This is a genomic window from Planococcus sp. YIM B11945, from assembly GCF_050864155.1.
Taxonomy (GTDB): Bacteria; Bacillota; Bacilli; order Bacillales_A; family Planococcaceae; genus Planococcus.
On sequence record NZ_JBOZWR010000006.1, the window covers coordinates 22,561 to 45,300 of the forward strand.

The 22,740-nt window shown below is 44.3% G+C and carries 23 protein-coding genes; 20 read left to right on the plus strand and 3 right to left on the minus strand.

The genetic code is table 11. The features are described from left to right. Nucleotides 1-237 precede the first annotated feature (237 nt). Nucleotides 238-1,020, plus strand: coding sequence for a LysM peptidoglycan-binding domain-containing protein (locus tag ACRRQV_RS12620; RefSeq protein ID WP_432531387.1), 783 nt, complete (start codon nt 238-240; stop codon nt 1,018-1,020). Nucleotides 1,021-1,110: 90 nt separating this feature from the next. On the opposite strand, the gene ACRRQV_RS12625 is transcribed toward ACRRQV_RS12620, so the two are convergent. Then, the gene (locus ACRRQV_RS12625; protein ID WP_432531389.1) at nt 1,111-1,725 is read right to left on the minus strand and encodes a hypothetical protein; all 615 of its coding nucleotides are present in this window, start codon (nt 1,723-1,725) and stop codon (nt 1,111-1,113) included. 119 nt (nt 1,726-1,844) lie between these two features. Between ACRRQV_RS12625 and ACRRQV_RS12630 the strand changes: the two genes are divergently transcribed. The 12 genes from ACRRQV_RS12630 to ACRRQV_RS12685 all read left to right on the plus strand — a co-directional run bounded on the left by ACRRQV_RS12630 (nt 1,845) and on the right by ACRRQV_RS12685 (nt 12,099). Continuing rightward, nucleotides 1,845-2,594, plus strand: coding sequence for a gluconate 2-dehydrogenase subunit 3 family protein (locus ACRRQV_RS12630; protein ID WP_432531392.1), 750 nt, complete (start codon nt 1,845-1,847; stop codon nt 2,592-2,594). A 22-nt stretch (nt 2,595-2,616) separates the two neighbouring features. Next, nucleotides 2,617-4,329, plus strand: coding sequence for a GMC family oxidoreductase (locus tag ACRRQV_RS12635; protein WP_432531394.1), 1,713 nt, complete (start codon nt 2,617-2,619; stop codon nt 4,327-4,329). A gap of 19 nt (nt 4,330-4,348) precedes the next feature. Further along, nucleotides 4,349-4,597, plus strand: a complete 249-nt coding sequence (tatA, locus tag ACRRQV_RS12640) for a twin-arginine translocase TatA/TatE family subunit (protein WP_432531396.1) — start codon at nt 4,349-4,351, stop codon at nt 4,595-4,597. A gap of 10 nt (nt 4,598-4,607) precedes the next feature. Next, entirely contained in the window at nt 4,608-5,450 is an 843-nt protein-coding gene (gene tatC, locus ACRRQV_RS12645) for a twin-arginine translocase subunit TatC (RefSeq protein WP_432531398.1), read from the plus strand. Nucleotides 5,451-5,607: 157 nt separating this feature from the next. Beyond that, nucleotides 5,608-6,081 carry a GNAT family N-acetyltransferase gene (locus tag ACRRQV_RS12650; RefSeq protein WP_432531400.1) on the plus strand — a complete coding sequence of 158 codons (474 nt, stop codon included), beginning with the start codon at nt 5,608-5,610 and terminating at the stop codon, nt 6,079-6,081. A gap of 169 nt (nt 6,082-6,250) precedes the next feature. Further along, entirely contained in the window at nt 6,251-6,664 is a 414-nt protein-coding gene (locus tag ACRRQV_RS12655; RefSeq protein WP_432531402.1) for an NUDIX hydrolase, read from the plus strand. 29 nt (nt 6,665-6,693) lie between these two features. Then, a complete protein-coding gene (locus ACRRQV_RS12660) occupies nt 6,694-7,833 on the plus strand; it encodes a PstS family phosphate ABC transporter substrate-binding protein (protein WP_432531404.1) in 1,140 nt (379 codons plus the stop codon). Nucleotides 7,834-7,896: 63 nt separating this feature from the next. Further along, nucleotides 7,897-8,064: a hypothetical protein gene (locus tag ACRRQV_RS12665; protein ID WP_432531406.1), complete on the plus strand. Its 168-nt coding sequence runs from the start codon at nt 7,897-7,899 to the stop codon at nt 8,062-8,064. A gap of 63 nt (nt 8,065-8,127) precedes the next feature. Next, nucleotides 8,128-9,066, plus strand: a complete 939-nt coding sequence (locus ACRRQV_RS12670; RefSeq protein WP_432531408.1) for a magnesium transporter CorA family protein — start codon at nt 8,128-8,130, stop codon at nt 9,064-9,066. Between the two features lie 333 nt (nt 9,067-9,399). Continuing rightward, a complete protein-coding gene (locus ACRRQV_RS12675) occupies nt 9,400-9,537 on the plus strand; it encodes a hypothetical protein (protein ID WP_432531410.1) in 138 nt (45 codons plus the stop codon). A 97-nt stretch (nt 9,538-9,634) separates the two neighbouring features. Continuing rightward, complete coding sequence (abc-f, locus tag ACRRQV_RS12680) at nt 9,635-11,269, plus strand: ribosomal protection-like ABC-F family protein (RefSeq protein WP_432531412.1); 1,635 nt, start codon at nt 9,635-9,637, stop codon at nt 11,267-11,269. Between the two features lie 68 nt (nt 11,270-11,337). After that, nucleotides 11,338-12,099, plus strand: coding sequence for an STAS domain-containing protein (locus tag ACRRQV_RS12685; RefSeq protein WP_432531414.1), 762 nt, complete (start codon nt 11,338-11,340; stop codon nt 12,097-12,099). 32 nt (nt 12,100-12,131) lie between these two features. Here the strand turns inward: ACRRQV_RS12685 and ACRRQV_RS12690 are convergent, their stop codons facing one another. Next, a complete protein-coding gene (locus ACRRQV_RS12690; RefSeq protein WP_432531416.1) occupies nt 12,132-12,464 on the minus strand; it encodes a winged helix-turn-helix transcriptional regulator in 333 nt (110 codons plus the stop codon). Between the two features lie 128 nt (nt 12,465-12,592). Here ACRRQV_RS12690 and ACRRQV_RS12695 point away from each other — a divergent pair, with 128 nt between their 5' ends. Continuing rightward, nucleotides 12,593-13,444: a VOC family protein gene (locus ACRRQV_RS12695; protein ID WP_432531418.1), complete on the plus strand. Its 852-nt coding sequence runs from the start codon at nt 12,593-12,595 to the stop codon at nt 13,442-13,444. An 83-nt stretch (nt 13,445-13,527) separates the two neighbouring features. On the opposite strand, the gene ACRRQV_RS12700 is transcribed toward ACRRQV_RS12695, so the two are convergent. After that, nucleotides 13,528-13,770 carry a hypothetical protein gene (locus ACRRQV_RS12700; RefSeq protein WP_432531420.1) on the minus strand — a complete coding sequence of 81 codons (243 nt, stop codon included), beginning with the start codon at nt 13,768-13,770 and terminating at the stop codon, nt 13,528-13,530. A 149-nt stretch (nt 13,771-13,919) separates the two neighbouring features. Here ACRRQV_RS12700 and ACRRQV_RS12705 point away from each other — a divergent pair, with 149 nt between their 5' ends. The 6 genes from ACRRQV_RS12705 to ACRRQV_RS12730 all read left to right on the plus strand — a co-directional run bounded on the left by ACRRQV_RS12705 (nt 13,920) and on the right by ACRRQV_RS12730 (nt 22,726). Then, nucleotides 13,920-14,996, plus strand: coding sequence for an NAD(P)H-dependent flavin oxidoreductase (locus tag ACRRQV_RS12705; RefSeq protein ID WP_432531422.1), 1,077 nt, complete (start codon nt 13,920-13,922; stop codon nt 14,994-14,996). Between the two features lie 79 nt (nt 14,997-15,075). Further along, nucleotides 15,076-16,770 (plus strand): hypothetical protein, encoded by a 1,695-nt coding sequence (locus ACRRQV_RS12710; protein WP_432531424.1) that lies wholly within the window; start codon nt 15,076-15,078, stop codon nt 16,768-16,770. Between the two features lie 416 nt (nt 16,771-17,186). Then, nucleotides 17,187-18,320, plus strand: a complete 1,134-nt coding sequence (locus ACRRQV_RS12715) for a CAP domain-containing protein (protein WP_432531426.1) — start codon at nt 17,187-17,189, stop codon at nt 18,318-18,320. A 151-nt stretch (nt 18,321-18,471) separates the two neighbouring features. Then, nucleotides 18,472-19,554: an AI-2E family transporter gene (locus ACRRQV_RS12720; RefSeq protein WP_432531428.1), complete on the plus strand. Its 1,083-nt coding sequence runs from the start codon at nt 18,472-18,474 to the stop codon at nt 19,552-19,554. Nucleotides 19,555-19,657: 103 nt separating this feature from the next. Beyond that, nucleotides 19,658-20,101: a MarR family winged helix-turn-helix transcriptional regulator gene (locus tag ACRRQV_RS12725; RefSeq protein ID WP_432531430.1), complete on the plus strand. Its 444-nt coding sequence runs from the start codon at nt 19,658-19,660 to the stop codon at nt 20,099-20,101. Between the two features lie 3 nt (nt 20,102-20,104). After that, nucleotides 20,105-22,726 (plus strand): MMPL family transporter, encoded by a 2,622-nt coding sequence (locus ACRRQV_RS12730; protein ID WP_432531432.1) that lies wholly within the window; start codon nt 20,105-20,107, stop codon nt 22,724-22,726. Nucleotides 22,727-22,740: the final 14 nt, after the last annotated feature.

Below are 22,740 nucleotides of genomic sequence, written 5' to 3' on the forward strand. Positions count from 1 at the left end.
GCAAGGCCCTTTTTTTATGTTGTTTTTTTACTTCCTTTCCTAAAATTAGAAATCTCTTAAAAGAAAAATGGATTTATTTAATTCCGAATCAAATGATTTCCAAGTATATTACATCTTGTAATATTAGCTACTTTGACGTAACGTAATTGTGATTTTATATCTGTCGTTCTGTCATGCTGTTGAAATATAGAGGTGTTATGATTCATCTTGTCAGTGAAAAGGAGGAATTTCATTTTTATGAAAAAACAAATTGTCACACTAACAGCAGTAGCAGCATTAAGCGTAGGACTAGCGAGCCAAGCCAGCGCTAATACATCTTATACAGTAGAATCCGGTGATACGCTTTGGAGCATTTCCCAAGCGCAGAACGTTTCAGTAGAAAAACTAAAAGGGTGGAACGACTTATCATCCGATTTAATTTACCCTAGCCAAGAGATTTCAGTCGAAGCCGGTGAAAAGAAAGAACAAGTTACGGAAAAGTCTATGTACATAGTGGAGAACGGCGACACGTTATATAAAATTGCGAATGCCAACAATATCTCACTAGATGCATTGCTAAGCTGGAACGGAATTACGGGCCACTTGATTTATCCAGGTGATAAACTGGTCGTAAGCGGCGGATCACCGATCTCGGTTCCAACTCCGGTCGAATCATCAGCGCCAGCGCCAGCAGAAACAAAATCTGCAGCAGCACCTGCTAAAGTTGAACAAGCAGCAGCTCCTCAGTCCGGTAAAGAAATGACTGTATCGGCAACAGCGTATACTGCATATTGTGCAGGATGTTCAGGAATTACAGCCACAGGGCAAGATCTTATTGCAGATCCAAGCCAAAAAGTCATTGCAGTAGATCCAACTGTCATTCCATTGGGTTCAAAAGTTTGGGTTGAAGGTTACGGAGAAGCAATCGCAGGCGATACTGGCGGAGCAATCAAAGGCAACAAAATTGATGTATTTATTCCGTCAAAAGATGCAGCTCTTGACTGGGGCCGCAAAAACATCACAATCAAAATCTTGAAATAAGCACCACCAGCTACAAAGCCGAGGTGACCATCCCCTTGGCCTTTTTATATGGAAGAAAAAGAGGCAGCCTGGCTGGGCTGCCTCTTTTTTTTATGCTCTTATTTCGATATGGGGGACGATAGAGTTGTCTTTTAGCCGGAAAAGAATCTGATTGTCAGCTCCTTTTGTGAAATTGGCATCAGTGATGGGCGGCAAATCCGGTTTTTTGACAGTTGCATATGTTCCCTGTATACGGACTTCGTCTTCTTGAAAAGGAATAGAAGCCTCCTGGACTTTTTGTTCGAGGCCAAGTTCGTTTTTCAGCTGCTGCTGGAATTTATTTAAATAAGCTTGGTTGTAGCATTCTACAAGGAAAAACATGAGCAGGGAAAAAAGGATGGCGAACACTAATGCGACTAAATCATCTTGGAAAAAATAAAGTGCAACGCTTGGCAATAAAATGAGTAAGAACAAAAACATGATATTGGCAATCCGGTGGTAATAAACCGTTCGCTGGGCTTGTTCGATTTCAGCGGAGTAATGCTGTTTAGCGGCATGAACGTCCATAATTCCGAAGCGTTCTAATTGTTCTTCAAGTTCTGGGTCAAAAAGGCGAGTCACTGTGTAATCGGCAGTATTTGAATCAAAGCGATAGCGCAAATCCAAAAGGGAGTCTTTCCATCTTAAAAACGAAGGAACTTCTTTGACCGACAGTTTTGTTTCCATGTTCCCCAACCTTTCTTTTTCGATTAAATTCCCCTAACGATATATGATTAAACCAAAATAAAGCGGGTATAGATTGTAATATTCAAAATTTTTAATCAACTTAGGCGGGAGGTTTAGAAATGGCGAAAAAAGAAAAGAATTTTTCGAGGCGAGATTTTTTAAAAACTTCCGGGATTGCGACGGGAGCATTAATTGGCGGTGGTTTAATCGGAGGATTGATCGGTGCAAATAGAGGAGGAAATAGCACAGCAACTACCGCACCGCATGCTCCGACTGGTGGAGGAGAAGGAGAGTCGGGCGGTGTAAGAGGACTGCAATATTTTAGCACAGATGCTGAATTCCAAATTCTTGCGCAGGCTACAGAGCGGATTTTTCCAGAAGATGATTTAGGGCCAGGAGCTATTGGCCTCGGTGTTCCATACTTTATCGACCGCCAATTAGCAGGAGCCTATGGTGAAAATTCTAAAGAATATATGCAGCCGCCTTTCTATGAAGGAGAAAATACACAAGGCTACCAAAGCCGGCTGAGAAGAAACGAAATGTTCCGGCAAGGCCTTCAAATAATGCAAAAAGAAGCGCAAAGCAGGTTCAATGCAAATTTTGTCGATCTTGAAGGAGGGCAGATGGACGAAATTCTCACAGCTTTTCAAGAGGATGAAATTGAAATGAAAGGGGTTTCTTCCTTGTTCTTTTTCCGGCTTTTGCGGCAGGCAACTTTAGAAGGGGCATATGCAGATCCGATTTACAGCGGCAATCGAAATATGGAAGGTTGGAGAATGAAAGGCTTTCCTGGCCATCAAGCAGCCTACATCAACCAAATTGAAAGTGAAGAATTTGTGAAAATTGAACCGCATTCGCTCGGCATGTAATTTAACATTAGGGGGAATATTTATGGCAACAACTTTGGATAAAGTGGATGTCGTAACAGTTGGGGTTGGATGGACAGGCGGAATCATTGCGGCAGAATGCGCAAAAGAAGGCCTGAAAGTAGTAGGATTGGAACGCGGGCGTGAGCGAAGCACGGAAGATTACTCAATTATCCATGACGAATTTCGGTATGCCATCCGCTATGAATTGATGCAGGATTTATCCAGAGAGACCGTTACGTTTCGAAATACGAGAAGACAACGCGCTTTGCCGATGCGCCAAATGGGCTCTTTTTTGCTGGGTGAAGGACTTGGTGGTTCAGGAACTCACTGGAACGGCCAAACTTGGCGTTTCCTGCCTTATGATTTCCAAATAAAAACTATGACTGAAGAACGGTATGGAAGAAACAAGCTATCGGCTGATTACACCATTCAAGATTGGGGCATCACTTATGATGAACTGGAACCTTACTTTACAAGGTTTGAGAAAACGGCAGGGATTTCAGGAGAAGACACAAATCCATTTTGGGGCAAGCGCTCAGAAGACTACCCGACGCCTCCTATGAAGAAAACGCCAATTTTAAAGAAATTTGAAACAGCATCCAAAAATTTAGGCTATTCGCCGTTTATGATGCCGTCAGCCAATTTGTCTGAATCCTATAAAAACCCGGATGGGAAAACCATCAATGCTTGCCAATATTGCGGTTTTTGCGAACGTTTCGGCTGTGAGTACGGAGCTAAAACTTCTCCTGAAATCACAGTGGTTCCCACAGCTAGGGACACTGGGAACTTTGATGTAAGATTTAATGCTAATGTTGTTGAAATCATGAAAGAAGGAGATAAAGTAACTGGAGTCCGTTATATAGACACGGTGACTTTTGAAGAGTTTATTCAGCCAGCAGAAGTAGTGGCGCTGACCAGCTACATGATGAATAATGCCAAGCTCCTGATGGTATCCGATATTGGAGAACAATATGATCCTGATACAGGGCGCGGCACTTTAGGGAAAAATTACGCTTATCAAATTTTGCCATCAACTTCCGGTTTTTTTGATGAACAAATGAATGTCTTTATGGGAGCTGGATCTCTCGGCATGACAATCGATGACTTTAATGGAGATAATTTTGACCATAGTGACTTGGACTTTATCCATGGAGCGAGTTTATCAATCACTCAAACAGGGCAGCGGCCGATCCAAACCAATCCCCTTCCTCCGGATACGCCTTCTTGGGGAGCGGATTTTAAGAAAGCTTCCATCCATAACTATACAAGAACCTTGGGCATAAGCGGGCAAGGTGCTTCTATGCCGTTTAAGGAAAATTATTTATCGCTGGATGGCACATATAAAGATATATACGGGGTGCCGTTATTGCAAGTCACATATAATTTCACGGATCAAGATAAAGCGCTGCATGCCTATTTATCAGAAAAAGCAGGCGGAATCATGCAGGAAATGGGTGCTAAAACCGTGGTGGGCGGCAGCCCGATTTCTGATTATGACATTGTCCCTTATCAAACGACCCATAATACAGGCGGCACAATGATGGGCTCAAGCCGCGAGGACAGCGTAGTTAATAATTACTTGCAGCATTGGGACATGGAAAACTTGTTTGTAGTTGGGGCAGGAAATTTTGCTCACAACAGCGGATACAATCCCACTGGGACAGTAGGAGCGCTTTCTTACCGCTGTGCAGAAGGAATCATTAAATACAGCAAAGATGGCGGATCACTCGTCTAATAACAGGAGGTTATGCACTATGTTTTCATCTATTGGGGTTCCAGGATTGATTGTCATTTTAGTCATTGTCCTTATTTTGTTTGGACCAAAAAAATTGCCTGAAATTGGCGGCGCTGTCGGAAAGACCTTAGCTGAATTTAAACGCTCTACAAAAGGAATCATGGACGACGAAGAAACGCCAAAACCAACACAGCCGCCTATCCAGCCGCCAGTGCCTACTCCTGTACAAACCATTACAGTGGAAGAAAAAAAATCTGATACATTATGAAGGTGGTTAAATGGATCCGTACGGAGATCGCAAACTGATTAGCCCGCTGCATAAAAAAGTAGAACGGCCAGAAGAACCGGTGCAAAAAATCCAAGTGGAAGTTCCAAAACCACCCGAGCCGCCTATGGAAGATTTAGCGGTTCATGTCGAATCGTTAGTGGATCATTTAGGAGAATTGCGGAAGCAGCTCATTAAAAGTGCTTTTGTTTTCCTCTTTTTCTTAATTGTGGTGTTTTCCACGATAAATTACTGGTTTCCTTTTGTGGTTAAAGGGCACGACTTAGTGATTTTGGGCCCGATGGAAGTGATTCGGTTTTATACATCCATCTCCATGACATTGGCTCTGGGGCTTTCGTTGCCTTTCCTCTGTTATTTCATATGGCAATTTGTAAAGCCGGGCTTAAAAGAAGAAGAATCGAAATTTATTGGCTTGTATTCACCGGTTATGCTTTTCCTTTTTCTTATAGGCATCGCATTTGGTTATTTCGTCGTCAACCCATTAAGCTACGATTTTTTGCTTGGATGGGGAGCCGTCAATTTTGCTGTAATGATTTCAGCAAGCGAGTACATCCATTTTTTAATCATCACCACCGTTCCAATTGGATTGATGTTTGAACTGCCGATTATTGCTTTGTTTTTATCAACAATTGGGGTGCTCACTTCAAGTATTATGAAAAAAGTTCGGAAATGGTCCTATTTGATTATTGCGATTGTAGCTGCTGCTATTACGCCGCCTGATTTTCTCAGCCAATTTATTATCATGATTCCAATGATTATTTTGTACGAATCTAGTATTTACTTAATCAAGCGAATTGAAGCGAAAAAAGCAATGATGGAATCTTCCACCGTATAATTAAGAAAAAAAGAAATTGTGCCGGCGCACAGTTTCTTTTTGTATGAAAATTCTGTTTATAAAGTGGAATTCGCTTGCAAACTCCTATACACTAAATAAGAACGTGAAAGAATAGAGCGAATCAGCAAATAAGAAACCATAATGAGGGGGCCCCAATATGACCGTAGAATTAAAAGAAATTGCAGATTTGAAAACGGTAGACGTCTCGAAGTTAGTGGAAGAAAGCGAAGCTGAAGGATATCGATTTCTTAAACGGCTCGTGAGCCAATATGAAGACGGCAGCAATACGTTCAATCAAGCCGGAGAAGTGCTATATGGCGCTTGGGATCACAATGGCCAACTGGTTGCAATCGGCGGATTAAACCGCGACCCGTATTCGGATAAGAGCGGTGTTGGCCGGCTTCGGAGATTTTACGTGTCACAGCAAGTGCGCCGCCAAGGAATTGGCAAAGAGTTGCTAAAAGCAATTGTCGATTACGGGCGCGGCCATTTTAATGAAATTGTCGTGAGGACTGATTCAGCAAATGCGGATGCTTTTTACCGGGCGAACGGCTTTGCGGCAGACCTTGGATTGCCAGAAGCGACGCATGGCATGAGATTGGACAGCAAACTTGAAGAAACTACGAAATAGATAAAAAGAGCGGCTTGCATTGGCAAGCTGTTTTTCTTTGCGTTAAGACAAAGAAAAGCAGCTGTTAAACCCTCTCACTTTTAATAGGACAACATGGTAGAATATGGTGTGGCAAGCTAAAGAATTATAAAAATTGTAATCAAAAGCATTCATGCAAAGGAGCGATTGGATGGAAATGTCGAATTGGAAAGGTGCAGCTGGAGTTTGCATCAATGAAAAAAATGAAGTGTTGCTCGTGCTGCAGGGACCTCCGGGCGAAGACAAAAAGTGGGGGGTTCCTTCAGGCGGGTTAGAAGCGGGTGAGACGCTGCAAGAAAGCTGTGAACGCGAATTTTTAGAAGAAACAGGATTGGCCGTCCGCACTGCTGAAAAGTTGACAGTAAAAAATGGCGCTTACCAAGACAATGCCGTGTCGTTTGAACTTCATTATTTTCGGGTGGAATTAGTTGGCGGAGAAATTACGGTGCTTGAAGGCGATGAGTGGATTGCAGCTGTTTCGTGGCAGCCGATTGCCAATCTTTCGGAGTTGGATTTGGCGTATCCGGATGACATTACGTTAATCGAATCGTTAATCAAAAACTAAAAAGATCGTTTGCAATCAGGGGGACAAGAATGAGAGATTTTGTTGAAGTATTTGGGGTTTTTTCAGTCATCGCTGCAATTATGTTGTTTCCGTTCTTTGCGTTTTTATTTGTACTAAACAATGATGCGCTTCAATTGGCCGGTTTTGGCATTGCTTTAGAAGCCTCATTTATTGTATTGGCGCTGTATTTGTTTAACGGAAAACGCCATGGCAAAATAACCGCAGGATTAATCATGCTTTTCCTCGCAGTCGGCATCTCGTTTGCAGTGCCTTATTATTACAAAGAAAGCTTAAAAGTAGAGGATTCGGAAATGATGCTCTATGATTATGAACCGTTTACTGGAAGCGGAAAACTGGCGCGGCTGGAAAAACCTGCTTCCTTCAAGATCGAAGAAGAATGGCCAAAGCTTGACGGTGCGACTGCGTTGTATCCTTTGTACGCCGCTTTTGCTGAAGCCGTTTATCCAAAAAATTCCTATCCTCCATATGACAGCAGTGTCCAGTCCTCAAGCACTCCAGAAGCTTATGAACGCCTGATTGCCGGGGAAGCCGATTTGATTTTTGCAGCTGGCCCTTCCATTTCGCAAGAACGGGCAGCGAAAGAAGCTGGGGTGGAATTGAAACTGACGCCGATCGGGCGGGAAGCTTTCGTGTTTTTTGTTAATTCTCGAAACCCAATCGATAGTTTAAAGGGCGAAGACATTCGCGGCATTTATGCAGGAACGATAGACAACTGGAAAGAAGTGGGCGGCAGCGACGATAAAATTCGGGCCTTTCAGCGGCCGGAAGAAAGCGGCAGCCAAACAACGTTTATCAAGTTTATGGGAGATGCGCCGATTGAAGAACCGGAAACCGAAGACGTCGCTTCGGCAATGGGCGGCATTATTAACGAAGTGGCCAGCTACCACAATTACAAAAACGCAATTGGGTATACGTTCCGCTTTTATTCAACCGAGATGGTTCGAAACGACAAAATTAAATTGCTGGGCATTGATGGAGTAATCCCGACGCGTGAAACGATCCGTTCGGGGAGCTATCCATCCGTCTCTGAATTTTATGCTGTTACTGCGGGAACAGAAAATCCGAATGTGGAGCCTTTTCTCGATTGGATCCTTTCTGAAGAAGGGCAAAAACTGATTGATGAAACGGGTTTTGTTTCGCTTCAGTAAGTTGATTACATAAACGGGAAACGGGTATTTAACAAGTAGGAACTTCATCAAGGAGGGTCTATCATGAAAAAAGGCAAGGAAGATCAGGAAGGCGAAGAGCTGATTCCGAGAATCGAGCCGCAAGAAGATCAGCCGTCTGAAAAAGATTTTGATTTGTTGCCGGACCGGGACTTGGAATACAAAGAAAACTCGAATGAAAAATACCGAGACAAAACAAAACGGGAAGAGTAGAGCAAGCCTGCGGCGGCTTGCTTTTTCAATAGCCTGGATAGTCGAGACAAGGGGTGAGGCGTAATGCCGCAACATTTATTCAAGCACGCAATTTGGCAAGAAGGAGACGTCGAAGACGCGAATTTCCGGAAGCTCATGCCGGAAAATAAAAAAATGCATTCGTGGATACAGGAATGCGGTGACATTGCCGTAAACGTTTTGCATACGGAAACGTCTAATCCGGGGCATGAAGCCATTTGGGGATCTTTGGTGTTTAGGCAAAACCAAAAGCAACGAAATGCACGCGATGTTTTTCATTTTTATTTGTCTAAAGAACTGTTGGTGACAAGCGAACTGGAGTTTGAAAAAGATGAAGATTTGGATGAAGCAGCCATTCTTCGGCAAATGCAAAATGCTTCTTCTTCAATTGAGCTTATGATGATTATGCTTGGGAAAATGTCCAATGCCATCCTTCGCAAAATCGATCTTTTTGAAGAACGTCTACATAATTTATTGTGGGAGATTGAAGAAAAAAATAACAAGCAAACGTTTGAGGAAATTCAAAGTGTGCGCCATGAGATTTTTTTATGGAAACATCTTGTCATTGGGTTTTTGGAAATCAAAATGGCCATACCGGAAGTGTTTGGAAAAGCGGTACAAGAAGAGCCGGAATTTTACCGTACATCCATGCGGATCGATCGCTGCGCCATGTTGGTCGATTCTTATGAAGATGAAATCAATAACTTGGTAGACATGGAAAACGTCATAGCGAGTTACCGGGGGAACGAAATCGCCAAAACCTTAACTGTATTGGCCACGTTGTTTACCCCAATCATGGCTTTTGGCGGGCTATGGGGGATGAATTTTGATAACATGCCGGAACTGCATTGGTCATTCGGCTATCCAATGGCTCTTTTCCTGATGGTTACCACAACGGTGGTGTTGTATATTTACTTGAAACGGCGCGGTTGGATCGGCGATGTTTTAAAAACAGCCAATCCAAAATCAAAATATAATGGCTAGTACAGAAAATGGGACTGTCCCATAACTGCAAAAATAAAAAAACGACAAAGAAAAGGGATGCTTTTCTTTGTCGTTTTTTTAAGCTAATTGATGGAAATGGAAGCGGCGAAAACCATGTGCTCCTGTCTCTGCATCGCTTCGCTAGCTTCGAGACATGAAAGAGCGTTGCATCGCTGCGCAAGCCCACGGAAAGCGTCCGCTGGAATGGACGTCAACCACTTTTAGGACATGCCCTTTTATTATGGGAAAATCGGAAAGAATATTCTGATTTTTTATTGACTGCCTGCAGCGAATCAAATATGATAGAAGAAATGAACGAAGGAGGTGGGTTAGATGAATCAGACTGGTAAGCGCATGACAGAGTGTCAAGAATACTTGTACATTCTTCATGGCATTTTTTTCACTGGAGTAGATGCACGGGACACGTCTGTCCTTTTTCAAACAATTGCATCGCGTGAAAATAACCAGTAAGAGACATCTGCCTACGAACGGATTTTAACGAAAAGGCATGCGTCTGTGCATGCCTTTTTTTCTATGGCTCGGTCTCTTCAACGAAAGGAAGAGAAAAATGATTATTAGCCAATTTCAACAAATTATGTGCCATTTTGCGACACAAAAATTATTCAACCACATCAAAGGAGAAGTTGCCGAAGGGCAGCGAATTGGTTTGGTCGGTCGGAACGGCGAAGGAAAAACTACCTTATTGAACGTACTGGCTGGCAATTTGCAGCCGACTGAAGGAAGCATCACGTGGAAAAAAGCGAGTACGGTCGGGTTGCTGAAGCAATCGCCAGATGAAAAAGAAGAAATGGAAGTTTATCCGTTGCTGTCTCGCGTGTTTTCGGAATTGGCAGCTGTCCAAGCTCAGCTGGCTGCGATGGAACAGCAAATGGCCACTGCTTCTCCAGAAGAAATGGACCGCGTACTGTCCCGTTACGGGAAATTGCAGGACGATTTTATTCAGCGCGGCGGCTATGAAGTCGATGTGAAAATCGATCAAGTGCTAAACGGGTTAAAGATTAAGCATTTGAAATTTGAACGCTGGGGCCATTTGAGCGGAGGCGAGCGCACCAAAGTGGGGCTCGCGAAACTTTTGCTGCAAGAACCGGATCTGCTGCTGCTTGATGAACCGACCAACCACTTGGATCTGGAAGCGATCGAGTGGCTTGGCGGATTTATCAGCCATTACAAAGGCACTATTGTGCTCGTATCCCATGACCGCTATTTTTTGGATGAAACGGTGACCCATATTTGGGAGCTCGACCAAGGGGATTTGATTCAATACAAAGGAAATTATTCCACTTATGTAAAAGAACGCGAAGCTCGGTTATTGGTTGAATTCCAGCAGTACCAAGACCAGCAAAAGAAAATCCAGAAAATGAAAGAAACCATCAAGCGCTTAAAAGAATGGGCGAACCGAGCCAATCCGCCAAGTGCAGGCTTGCATCGAAGAGCGAAAAGCATGGAAAAGGCATTGGCCAGAATCGAATTATTGGACCGGCCCGTATTGACGAAAAAACAAATGGCCCTCGATTTCCAAACAAAAGACCGAAGCGGAAAAGACGTGGTTCGGATGGATGGTGTGTGGAAAGAATTTGGCGACCGGATTTTATTCCATGATGTGTCGATGCATGTCCGCTACGCCGAACGCATTGCGATTGTCGGTTCCAACGGCACGGGGAAAACAACGCTGCTGAATATGATTTTAGGAAAAGAAAGCGCAGATGCAGGTGATATCTATTTAGGGACCGGTTTATCGGTCGGCTATTTGTCACAGCATACATTGGAAATGGACAACGACCGAACCGTTTTGCAAGAGTTTCGTGACGTGGTGCCGGTTTCAGAGTTTGATGCCCGGCCGCTTTTGGCTAAATTCCTGTTTTTTGGCAATATGGTCTTTCAGCCGGTTCGGCAGCTCAGCGGTGGTGAGCGGATGCGGCTCCGGTTGGCGCAATTGATGCACATGAACCACAATTTATTGATTTTGGATGAACCGACCAACCACTTGGATTTGGAAGCAAAAGAAGTTATGGAAGAAGCGCTGGCTGACTTTCCCGGGACCATTATTTCAGTTTCGCATGACCGGTATTTCCTTGATAAGCTATTTCCGTTAACGTATTGGCTTCATGACGAAACAATCGAACGCTTTGATGGCAATTACTCTTTCGCCAAAGAAAAGAAAAATGCCGTCACGCTTCAATAAAACCTGTTATAAAAGCAATGCTGTGGGATAATGGGTAAAATGCAACTAACCGATAAGGTGGAAAAAACATGCCCGCAATAGGAACAATCCCCAAAAATATATCACTGCTCAGTGCACTCGATTGCATTGGTGAAACGATTCTCATTGCTGACACTTCTTATAATATATGCTGGATGAACACAGAAGCATGCCGATTGCTGTCGGAAGTTGTGCCGTTATATGGCATAAACGATTGCCGGGAATTGATTGGAATGAGCATGGATGAGTTTCATAAAGAGCCGGAACATCAAATCCAACTGATGAATCAACTGGAAAATGTCCACCGTGCCCGAATCAACATTCGTGGGGAATATATCGCGGACATTGTCATCACTCCGATTAAAAACGCCGAACAGGCCATTGAAGGCTATATCGTCATGTTGATGGATGTGACGACTCAAGCTGAAGAGCTAAAGCACAATGAAAAGCTGATTAGGCAATTATCAATTCCCATATTGAATATCTGGGATAAAACCATCGCATTGCCGCTCATCGGAGAGTTTGACAAACATCGTTCTGATCAATTGATTGCGACTGTTTTAATGGAATGTTCGAAGAAGAATATTGAACATGTGCTCGTTGACCTTGGCGGCATTACGGAATTTGAAAACCAAATTCGCTATCAAATCCAAATGCTCACAGACAGCTTGAAATTGATCGGCACAGATTGTATTTTGGTGGGCATTAGCCCCAAGTTGGCGATATCTATGGTTTCTTTAGAAAGCAATGTGAAAACGTTCAGTTCGGCGCATGAAGGTCTTAAATACATCATTGATCTGCGAACAAAATAAAAACAGCTTATCCGATGGCGGATAAGCTGTTTTTATTTTGTTTCGATAGGTTTTACAGGCTCCACCCAAACTTGCGACCAGTTTTGGATTTCATCCATTACCGGTTTTAAGGAAAATCCTTTTTCGGTCAATGCGTATTCAATCCGGACAGGTGTTTCCGGGTATACATTGCGAGAAACAAGTCCATTAGCTTCCAAGTTCTTCAAGCGTTCAGACAAAAGGCGTCCGCTAATGCCGATTGCTTCAGTCAACTGGCTGAAGCGTTGAGGTCCTGATAAAAGTTGATATATGATCAAGCCGGTCCAGCGTTGGCTTAAAATTGAAATGGCACTTTCAAATCGTGGGCAAATGAGGGAGGTATCCATTGTCATCACTCCTTTTTTATATAATACCATATTTACTTTAGAAGTTAAAACAATTAAGTTACTTGACACTTTAATGTAATTAAAATATAATTAGTTACATAAAGTAACAATGAAAAGAGGAATGGATTATGAATTTTCACCAAAAACCGGTTACACACGTAGCGGAAGTAGGCTTAAAAGTATTGGATTTAGAAAAAATGATCGCTTTTTATAAAGAGGTGCTCGGTTTTGACTTATTGGTTCAAACAGATAACAGAGCGGAGTTAGGAGCGGGGGGCAATACCTTGCTTGTACTAGAGGCAATTAAAGGACTGGTGCCGAAAAAAGACCGATATGCCGGACTTTACCATTTCGCCATTTTGCTGCCTGACCGAAAAGAACTGGGAAAGATTTTAATTCATCTTCACCAAAAAGGAATTCATCTCGGGTCTTCTGACCATTTGGTAAGCGAAGCGCTGTATTTATCAGATCCCGAAGGAAACGGCATTGAAATTTACCGCGACCGAGACGCAGAAGAGTGGGACTGGAACAATAACGCAGTGATTATGGCGGTCGATCCTATTGACGGAGAAGGGCTTGTCGAAGAAGCCCAGACATCTGGGGAAACATGGAAAGGGATGCCAAGCGATACCGTAATGGGGCATATTCATTTGCATGTTTCAAACTTAAATGCCGCTGAGCGTTTTTATATAGATGGACTTGGATTTGAAACAGTTTCTGCGATGGGCGGACAAGCATTGTTTCTTGCAGATCAGAAATACCATCACCACATCGGTTTGAATGTTTGGAATGGCATCGGTATACCGGCGCTTCCTGAAAAAACAGCCGGCTTGCATTACTATTCCTTGAAATATGGCGATGAAAGCATGCGAGGCAAGGCTGCCGAGCGGTTGCGTGAAATGGGAGCAGAAGTTGAAGAACGCGAAGAACATTTGGAAACAAAAGATCCATCAGGCAACTTTATTCGATTGCTTGTTTAATTTAAAAAGAAAGCCGGCTCTTCACGAGAGCCGGCTTTCTTTTTTCAGGGGAAGAAGATTTATCCCATATTAACGATCAGTGATTATTTTGGCAATGGCTTTTCACAGCTATTGTCGTTGTCAGGGAAAAAATTTATGTTGGGTTGATTGATGGCAGCTGTTGAGACAACAGCAAACTCATTTTCTTTTATGATTTCAGCTGAGTGCTGTTGGCGTGTTTCGATATAGGCGTACATTCTTTCTTTGCTTTTCCATTCTTCCAAGGGATTGCCTTGAAAAGTCAAAAGAATCAATCCAAATGCCCCAACGATTAAAGTGATGCCCAAAAGTGAAAGGAACCCCTTCATAGTAATCCCGCCTTCTTGTGTGTGCTTGATACTAAGAACGACGCTTATGGCATAAAAGTTCCCAATTGAAGAATTTTGTTGCTTAAGCGATACTGAAGGCAAGTTAAGAAACTCTGAGGAGGATGAAAATGGTTCATTTAAAAACAGACGTATGCAAACTATTGGGCATCGATTATCCTATTATTCAAGCGGGCATGGCAGGCGGGCCGACTACAGTTGAACTGGTAGCCGCCGTAAGCGAAGCCGGCGGACTTGGAACGCTAGGGGCCGCTTATATGCAGCCGAGTGCATTGCGCCAAGCGATTTTAGCCATCCAGTCGTTGACCTCTAAATCGTTTAGCGTCAATATTTTTGCGGCGGAAACAAAAGATGATTTTTCCCGCTTGGACGAAGTGCAGCTTGCGCTAAGCCCATTTCGCGAAGAACTAGGCATTATCGATGTACCTTCTTCTTTTCAATCTCCTGACTGGAGCGCCGAACAGTTTGCTGTTTGCCTGGAGCTCGGAGTGCCGGTCATCAGCACGGCTTTCGGTTGTCTGCCGCCAGAAAGCATGGCGCGCGCCAAGAGCAGCGGTGTACGAGTGCTCGCAATGGTCACGACAGTAGAAGAAGCGCGGCTGGCAGAACGAGCGGGCGTTGATGCGATTGTGGCACAGGGTGCGGAAGCCGGAGGGCACCGCAGCACGTTTTCGCTAGCGGAACATTCGATGGGCGCTCAAATCGGCTTGATGGCGCTCGTGCCGCAAGTGGTGGATGCGGTAAGCGTACCGGTAATAGCGGCTGGTGGAATCGTTGATGGGCGCGGGCTGGTGGCGTCGCTTGCACTCGGTGCACAAGCGGTCCAAATTGGCACCCGTTTTTTGATCGCCAAAGAATCCGGCGCGCATCCGGTGTATAAACAAGCTATTTTCGACAGCACCGAAGAAAGCACAGTGGTGACAAAAAGTTTTTCAGGCCGTCCTGCCCGCGGCATAAAAAATAAATTTATTGAAACGTTTGAACAACAATGCATAACTTCGCTGCCTTTTCCTTCTCAAAACACTGTTACAAAAGATATACGCGCCGCAGCGGCAAAGGCCGGCAACCCCGAATTTATGTCGCTGTGGGCTGGGCAGTCGACGCGTATGCTTACAACCGAAAAAAATGCGGCCGACATTGTCAGCGAGATCATAGAAGAAGCGGAAAATCTCTTTTCTCCAAAGTGACGAAGATGAAACTTTTCCTTTGTTTATCCGTATAAAAGTTATCGAAGTAAAACAATCGGAAAATAGAGGAGAATTTATTATGGGAAGCATATTCGTTTTTTCACTGATTGCGAGTCTGGTTATCGCGCTGCTTATATCGCCATTGACTGCAGGAAATCGTGAAAAAGGCACTAAAGAGAAAAAGCCGGAAGCCAATCGGATCACCGGCTTTGTGATATCGTTTGTTTTTGTCGCCGTGCTGCTGACGGCATTTTATTACTTTACCAACAAAGATCTCAACATCACATCCATTTGGCCGGTATTGATCATTGTCACAGCTCTCGGTGTGTTTGCTTCACGCGGCCTTGAGCAAAAAGTGAAAGGCGCCTTGTTCCTTGTGTCGTTGGCGTTTGGCGCCTACGTTCTATCGGCGCCGCTCTTCAATGCAACGGAAAAATTTGAAGCGGTCGAAATGGCGGAAGAAGTGGAGATTACCGCTTTTGATGAATCGCAGACGCCTGCCAGCGTGCCGCCGAAATTTGCGCGGAATAAAATGAAAAAAGCATTCGGCCAAGTGCCGAACACCAGCTATTACGAATTGGGCAATTTGCAAATCCAGAAAGTGGATGGGGAATTTGTTTACATTGCGCCAGTTGAGTTTTCTGGATTTTTTAAATGGTGGAACGGCGACACAACCCCAGGGTATTTTACAATGAGTGCTACCGATGCAGCGGCCAACCCAAAATTCATGGCCGCCGAGATGGCGTATACGCCTTCTTCTTACTTTAATAAAAACGTCGAACGTTTTATGCGCTTGGAAAATCCGGAAGCCATTTTTTACGGAGATCCTCAGCTTGAAGTTGATGATGCGGGCAAACCGTTTTATATCCGCTCTTATGGAGAATTTATTACAGCGCGAAACGGATTTAAAGTTCAAGGAATCGTTGTAATGGATCCGGCATCAGGCGACACGAATACCTATTCGCTTGATAAAGTGCCGGCATTTATCGACGGCGCCGTTTCGCCTGAATCGGTTTCCTTGGAAAACGACTATTATGGCAATTATGTGCACGGCTTCTGGAACAGCAAATTCGGGAAAAAAGATGTGAAATTGCCATCAAATGAAGGCACTGAAGCGAACGTCAGCCCGATTTTTGATGCAGAAGGCGAGATGTTCTACTTCACGGACTTTACCAGCCCGAAAGAAGGCGTCGATTCGATGCTCGGCTATTCGTTGACCAATGCACGCACTGGAGAATCAACGTATTTTACAGGAAGCTTGGAAGATTCCTATATGGACTCGCGAGGAAATCTGCAAATCATTGAAAAGCAGTTTATCGAAAAGCAGTGGTCCGGTGAAATGCCGGTGCTTTACAATTTCTACGGGGAAGCCAGCTGGTTGACGCCGGTCCTCGATTCCAATGGGTTCCTGCAGAATTACTTTATTGTTTCGGCTGCAAACCCTGAAATATCGGTGTTTTCCGGAACGCCGAATGATGCGCTTCGCATGTACAAAACTGCCCTTCAGCGAGGCGGCAGCACCGTAGACGGAACGTCCGATGCAGAAGATGCGGAAATATCCGGAACAGTAGAGCGCGTATTCAAAGAGCGCGTCGGTGATTTCACGATTGTTTCCTTCTTGCTCGAAGACGGCACCAACTACGTAGTCTCATCTGAAAATGTGCCGCTTGCGATTTACTTGCAAGAAGCCGACCAAGTCACGTTAACCTATTCGCAAACAGGTGAATTGTTCTTGCCAGTTAAGGAATTAACGATAGAAGGAATTGAACAATAGTTTATATCTATATAGTTAAGCAAAAGAAGTTTAATGGTGTAAGCCGCTTCGGACGCTCTAAGGACGGCTTTCGCAAGAAGCCAGGCAAAAAACGCCCTGTCTTTTTGCGTCGCTCACCTCGTGGACGCGCCGAATCTTAATACTATTTACATGTAAGGTTGCTATTCTATAGCAAGCTGGTTAGAAGCTATGGAGCAAAACGTACTGTTTCTGTCTCTGTATCGCTTCGCTGCTTCGACGCGAGCCCGCAGAAAAAGAAGCTTCTTGATAGAAGATCAGCAATCCCATGCACCAACTTCAACTAGTCTAGACAGAAAGTCCTTGTACTTATCGTGCAAAGGGCTTTCTTTTTGTATTTATAGGGCTTTTCGCTTTGTAGAAAAGCAAGAGAAGATTAAAATGAGAAAGAAGGGGTGATGCACTTGCGGAAAATAGGATGGTTCATTGTTTTGCTTGTGCTTGTGTATGTTGCACGCCCAATTTGGGAAGAACCGGTCGGCGAGCATGTGGACTTAAGTTTTTTGGATTCAATTGACCAAGCGATCGAGCAAGTGGCTGAAAACCCCACTGTTTCTGAAGCGATTGATGAGGCGAAGCAATTTACTGCCCGCATCGGCGGTGAGCTTCAATCCGTCGTTTCCAAAGAATCTCTTGCATTGCCGGAAGCTGTGGCAAAGCCGGATATTACGGAAACGGATTCGCTTTTTGCGGTCCATAACGTAACGTTAGGGATGTCAAAAGAAGAAGCCCAAGCGAAAGTCGGATTGCCGCTGCGATTGATGCGCAATGAGTACGGAAGCGATTGGCATAGTTACCACAAAAATTATCAAAATTATGTGTTGTTGTCGTATGACCAAGAAGGAAAAGTAAACGGCATGTACACCAATCAGGCCATCATTTCATCCACCGAAAACATCACGATGGAATCGACAAAAGATGAAGTGCGGAAAGCGCTTGGTGAGCCGTTAAAATTTCTTCAAAAAGGCAACGTTCAATACATGCTGGATACGCGGGAAGAATACGATTTGTATAAAATGGATAACGTCTACGTAACCGTATTTTACGATATCCATGAAGACAACACCGTTACGGCGATTCAAGTGATTGATGAAGAGTTGGAACAACAGCGCCCGGAAATTTATGCCGAACCAACCGATGAGTTGAAAAAAGGCTATGAATTTCTGCTGTTCGAATTAACCAATTCAACACGCATTCAACGAGAACTTCCGTTATTGAAATGGAATGAAGACGCTATGAAAACTGCTCGGAAGCATAGCCAGGATATGGCGGATAACCATTATTTCAGCCATACGAACCAGCAAGGAGAATCGCCTTTTGACCGGATGAGCGACGACGGCATTACGTTCTTTGTGGCTGGCGAAAATTTAGCTTATGGCCAATACAGCAGCATCTTTGCCCATGAAGGCCTAATGAATTCAATGGGGCACCGCGAAAACATCTTGAAACCCGATTACGGCTATCTTGGAATCGGAGCAGCCTTTAATGTCGAAAACCAACCGTATTACACGGCCAATTTCTTTAATCGCTAAAAGCATTCGCAGTTTTTATTGCGAATGCTTTTATTTTTGGCCCAAATAAAAGAAGAAATGCGCTATTTTTTCTATTTCCGGTAAAGGAGTTAGGAAAAGGAGTTTTCGTGGTAAACTACTTTTATGTTGGAATAGGAAGGATGTGTGTTCATTGACAAGCAAACTTTGGTTTCAGGCGGGAGTAGGAATTATTCTTGCACTTATTATTATCCGTTTATTTATAGAAGTTCAAGCTATCTTCGACCCGCTTTTCATTATCGCCCAAACCATTTTTGTGCCGCTGTTGCTTGGCGGTGTACTGTTTTACTTAACAAGGCCGATTCTTTATTTTTTGGAAAAGAGAAAGTTTCCAAAATGGTCAGGAATTTTGATCATTGTTTTGATCATTGTCCTTGTGTTTTGGCTTCTTTATGCCATGATCGGCCCAATGGTAACAAAACAAGTCAATTCGTTGGTCGAGAATGCGCCGGAAATTATTGAAAACACGGAAGACTATGTTCAGTATTTATTGGACCAGCGAGACCGCTTGCCAGCTTCTCTAGAAGAACAGCTCAATGGTGTGACCGATCAATTTGGTGCCCGGGCAGCAGGGATCGGCACGTGGATTTTATCATTCTTGACGAGCTTCATTTCGGGCTTGTTTACGCTGGTGCTTGTGCCATTCTTCTTGATTTACTTGTTGATCGACCATCGCAAATTTGTGCCGTTCATCTCCGGCTTTTTCTCCGGAGCGCGCCAACGCTGGATCAGCAAAACTATGCGCGATATCGATGATACACTTCAGGCGTATATTCAAGGCCAATTGTTCGTCAGCTTTTTAGTCGGCGTCATGCTGCTGATCGGTTATTTGATCATCGGCCTTGAATATTCATTGCTATTAGCCATCATCGGCATGGCGACGAACGTTATTCCGTTTCTCGGACCGTACATCGCCGTCATTCCGGCAATTATCATCGCTCTTGTGCAGGATCCGATCATGGCGCTATATGTAGTCATCGTCATGCTCGTCGCCCAGCAAATCGAAAGCAACTTTATCACGCCAAACGTCATGGGCAAGTCGCTGGATGTTCATCCGCTGACGGTTATCACGCTGATTTTAGCCGCCGGAAACATTGCGGGGCTATGGGGAATTATTTTGGCGATTCCGGTTTATGCAGTCATAAAAGTGATTGCTAAAAATATCTATGCAAGACGCCAGGAAATCGGAAACACCGCAACAAAAGACATCGATTAAAACCTGTGGAGCCTTTCCACAGGTTTTTTCTTATGGAAGCGTTATTGCTTGACGATTGAAAGTTTACCCCCTAAACTAATTAATAGTTTAGGGGGTAAACTTTATGGATATAAGAATAGGGGAAGCTGTGGATTTATTCCAAGAAGTGTTGTTTTATGGGACGGAACGCGTGATTCGGGCGGTAGACAATCCGTTATGGAACGAATTTTCGCCTGAGCAAATCCAAACGCTGAAACTGATCAGCAAAGAAAAACAAGTGACGTCCAGCCGTTTGGCCATTTTACAGTCGGTCCATAAAAGCGCCATCTCCAACCGCATCAAAAAATTGCTTCAAAAAGAATTGATTCGAATCGTTGAGACCGATGACCGGCGCGAAAAGCTATTGGAACTGACAGAAGCGGGCCAGGAAGTGTTGAATCAATCGGACAAAGTGTTGACGGATTATCTCGGAAAGCTATTATCCGAGCAAATAAATGACGAGGAAATTGAACAATTTTTAGCGATCTTCCGCAAACTAAAGAACATTATAAAAATGGATGGAGTGTAACAAATGCGTACAGTGTTGAAATTCAAATGGCCGATTCTGATCGTTTTGATCGTTCTGACGGTCGCCTTGTTTTTAGTGGCTCCTAATTTAACTGAACAAGCAGAAGAGGCGGGTTCGTTCCAATTGTCTCAAGACGCCTCTTCGCAGCTGGCTGCTACGATATTAAGTGAAGCCGGAGCAGATGAACAAACCATTTCGCTGGCCATTCCGCTTGATGAAGAGCTGGACAGCGCTATGCGGGAAACGCTTGAAGGGATGGCGAGCGACATTGAAGCGCTTGGCGATCCAATCACCGGTGTACTCAATCCGGTTGAAAGCGAAGAGCTTGAAGAGCAACTGATTTCCGAAGACCAAAAAACAGTTTTAATGCCGGTTACCGTTGACGGCACGGATGAAGAAGTAAACCAAGTAGCGGATGAAATCCGAGAACAAATCATTCCGGAAAACATGACAGCCTACATAACGGGTGAAGCGATCATCAACAACGATGTGAACATCAGTGCACAAGAAGGATTAAAACGCACGGAAATTATTACCGTTGTCTTGATTTTTGCGTTGCTTCTTGCGGTGTTCCGTTCGATTGTTACACCATTTATTCCGCTAGTGGCAGTGGGAATCACGTATTTGTTAAGCCAATCAGTTGTGGCGTTTTTCATCGACTGGTTTGGTTTCCCGGTTTCCAACTATACGCAAATCTTCTTGGTGGCGATTTTATTCGGTATCGGAACAGACTACTGCATCCTGCTGTTGAGCCGTTACAAAGAAGAATTATCGGCTGGGCACGGAACAGTCGAAGCGATTGTCAATACGTATAAAACAGCGGGACGTACGCTGTTGATCAGCGGCGTGGCCGTTTTTATCGGATTTTTTGCCATCGGCTTTGCCGACTTTCCGATTTTCAAATCTGCTGTAGCCGTCGCGGTCGGAATTTTCGTTTTGCTGATTGTGTTGTTTACGGTGGTGCCGTTCTTTATGGCTGTGTTGAAAGAAAAACTATTTTGGCCGGCTAAAAAATCGGCTTCTCATAGCGACAGCAAATTGTGGATCAATATGAGCAAACTGTCGATCAACCGCCCAGTGCTATCCATGCTTGTGGTAGCTGTTATTACCGTGCCGTTGTTGTTTACGTACGACGATTTGTTGTCGTTTAATACGGTTGATGAAATCGGTTCTGAATATGAGTCAGTTAAAGGATTGCGTGCAATAGAAGACGGTTTTGGCAAAGGCGATTCCTTGCCTGTTCAAGTGATTGTGAAATCAGATGAACGGTTGGATGATGAACAAATCGTTCCTTATTTTGAATCGATTAGCCAAGAAATCGAAAAAGTAGCCGGCGTTGAAGCCGTACGCGCCATTACTCGTCCGACCGGCGAAGTGATCGAAGACTTGTATGTGGACAACCAAATCGGGTTGCTGGCTGATGGAATTAACGATGCACGCGACGGTCTTGGCGAAGTCCAAAGTGGCCTCTCGGAAATCGAAACTAACTTATCAGGAGTCAGCGCCCAAACAAATGGAGCAAACGGGCTAGGGGAAGCGGCGACAAGCCTTTCTCAAATTAATGATCAGCTTGCTTTGACTACACAAGGGTTGCAGCAAACCGGCAACATCCAGCAAACAGCAGGAGCGTTGACGGGCATCAGCGGGGGCCTTACACAACTCCAGCAAGGTTTAGCTGGAGCGGCTGGCCAAAGCGGTGAGCTTGGTACGGGGCTTTCGCAGCTTGCTGAAGGAGTAGGCGCTTCGAATGAAGGAATCGTCCAAATTCAGGACGGATTATCCGAAGCGACAGATATGATGCAAAAAATGAGCGACAGCCAAGCTGCCAGTGACACGGGGCTGTTTATTCCTGAAGGTACGCTGGAAAATGAAGAATTTGAACAAGTGCTGGACCGCTATTCATTTGCAGAAGGCACTGGGATGAAACTTGAAGTGATTTTGGCGGAAGATCCATATTCGCCTGAAGCAATTGACATCACTGCAGATATTAAAGAAACGGTTGAACGCAGCGTAGTTGCCACCCCGCTAGAAGATGCGGAATTTGCATTTGGCGGCATCTCAAGCGTCAACAACGACTTGCAAGAAGTGTCGTCAAACGACTTCACCAATACCGTGACTATTATGTTGATCAGTTTGTTCGTCGTACTGGCCATTTTGTTCCGGTCGTTGATCATGCCGCTTTACATGATTGGCTCATTGCTATTGACGTACTTCACATCCATTGCGATTGCTGAGTTGATTTTCGTTAATATTCTTGGCTATGATGGAATCAGCTGGGCCGTGCCATTCTTCGGCTTTGTCATGTTAGTTGCGCTCGGCGTCGACTACTCGATTTTCCTTCTTGACCGCTTCCGTGAAGAGGCGCATCGAGGCGTGAGCGTCCGTGAAGCGATGGGAATCTCTATGGCGAAAATGGGGACAGTCATCATTACGGCTGCGATTATTTTAGCTGGTACGTTTGGTGCCATGATGCCGTCTGGCGTATTAAGCCTTGTGCAAATCGCCACAATCGTCATCACCGGGCTCTTGCTGTATGGTTTGATCGTCTTGCCGCTATTGATTCCGGCGATTTCGGTATCGTTCGACCGGGGCGTCTGGTGGCCATTCGCTGTTAAAAAGAAATAAATGCAAAAAAAAGC

Coding starts and splice junctions, on each gene's coding strand:
- ACRRQV_RS12660 (WP_432531404.1), top strand. CDS start 6,694: ATGAGAGATTTTGTTGAAGTATTTGGGGTTTTTTCAGTCATCGCTGCA.
- ACRRQV_RS12705 (WP_432531422.1), top strand. CDS start 13,920: ATGGTTCATTTAAAAACAGACGTATGCAAACTATTGGGCATCGATTAT.
- ACRRQV_RS12670 (WP_432531408.1), top strand. CDS start 8,128: ATGCCGCAACATTTATTCAAGCACGCAATTTGGCAAGAAGGAGACGTC.
- ACRRQV_RS12625 (WP_432531389.1), bottom strand. CDS start 1,725: ATGGAAACAAAACTGTCGGTCAAAGAAGTTCCTTCGTTTTTAAGATGG.
- ACRRQV_RS12655 (WP_432531402.1), top strand. CDS start 6,251: ATGGAAATGTCGAATTGGAAAGGTGCAGCTGGAGTTTGCATCAATGAA.
- ACRRQV_RS12690 (WP_432531416.1), bottom strand. CDS start 12,464: ATGGATACCTCCCTCATTTGCCCACGATTTGAAAGTGCCATTTCAATT.
- ACRRQV_RS12685 (WP_432531414.1), top strand. CDS start 11,338: ATGCCCGCAATAGGAACAATCCCCAAAAATATATCACTGCTCAGTGCA.
- ACRRQV_RS12725 (WP_432531430.1), top strand. CDS start 19,658: ATGGATATAAGAATAGGGGAAGCTGTGGATTTATTCCAAGAAGTGTTG.
- tatC (WP_432531398.1), top strand. CDS start 4,608: ATGGATCCGTACGGAGATCGCAAACTGATTAGCCCGCTGCATAAAAAA.
- ACRRQV_RS12620 (WP_432531387.1), top strand. CDS start 238: ATGAAAAAACAAATTGTCACACTAACAGCAGTAGCAGCATTAAGCGTA.
- ACRRQV_RS12695 (WP_432531418.1), top strand. CDS start 12,593: ATGAATTTTCACCAAAAACCGGTTACACACGTAGCGGAAGTAGGCTTA.
- ACRRQV_RS12650 (WP_432531400.1), top strand. CDS start 5,608: ATGACCGTAGAATTAAAAGAAATTGCAGATTTGAAAACGGTAGACGTC.
- tatA (WP_432531396.1), top strand. CDS start 4,349: ATGTTTTCATCTATTGGGGTTCCAGGATTGATTGTCATTTTAGTCATT.
- ACRRQV_RS12710 (WP_432531424.1), top strand. CDS start 15,076: ATGGGAAGCATATTCGTTTTTTCACTGATTGCGAGTCTGGTTATCGCG.
- ACRRQV_RS12635 (WP_432531394.1), top strand. CDS start 2,617: ATGGCAACAACTTTGGATAAAGTGGATGTCGTAACAGTTGGGGTTGGA.
- abc-f (WP_432531412.1), top strand. CDS start 9,635: ATGATTATTAGCCAATTTCAACAAATTATGTGCCATTTTGCGACACAA.
- ACRRQV_RS12665 (WP_432531406.1), top strand. CDS start 7,897: ATGAAAAAAGGCAAGGAAGATCAGGAAGGCGAAGAGCTGATTCCGAGA.
- ACRRQV_RS12715 (WP_432531426.1), top strand. CDS start 17,187: ATGCACTTGCGGAAAATAGGATGGTTCATTGTTTTGCTTGTGCTTGTG.
- ACRRQV_RS12730 (WP_432531432.1), top strand. CDS start 20,105: ATGCGTACAGTGTTGAAATTCAAATGGCCGATTCTGATCGTTTTGATC.
- ACRRQV_RS12630 (WP_432531392.1), top strand. CDS start 1,845: ATGGCGAAAAAAGAAAAGAATTTTTCGAGGCGAGATTTTTTAAAAACT.
- ACRRQV_RS12675 (WP_432531410.1), top strand. CDS start 9,400: ATGAATCAGACTGGTAAGCGCATGACAGAGTGTCAAGAATACTTGTAC.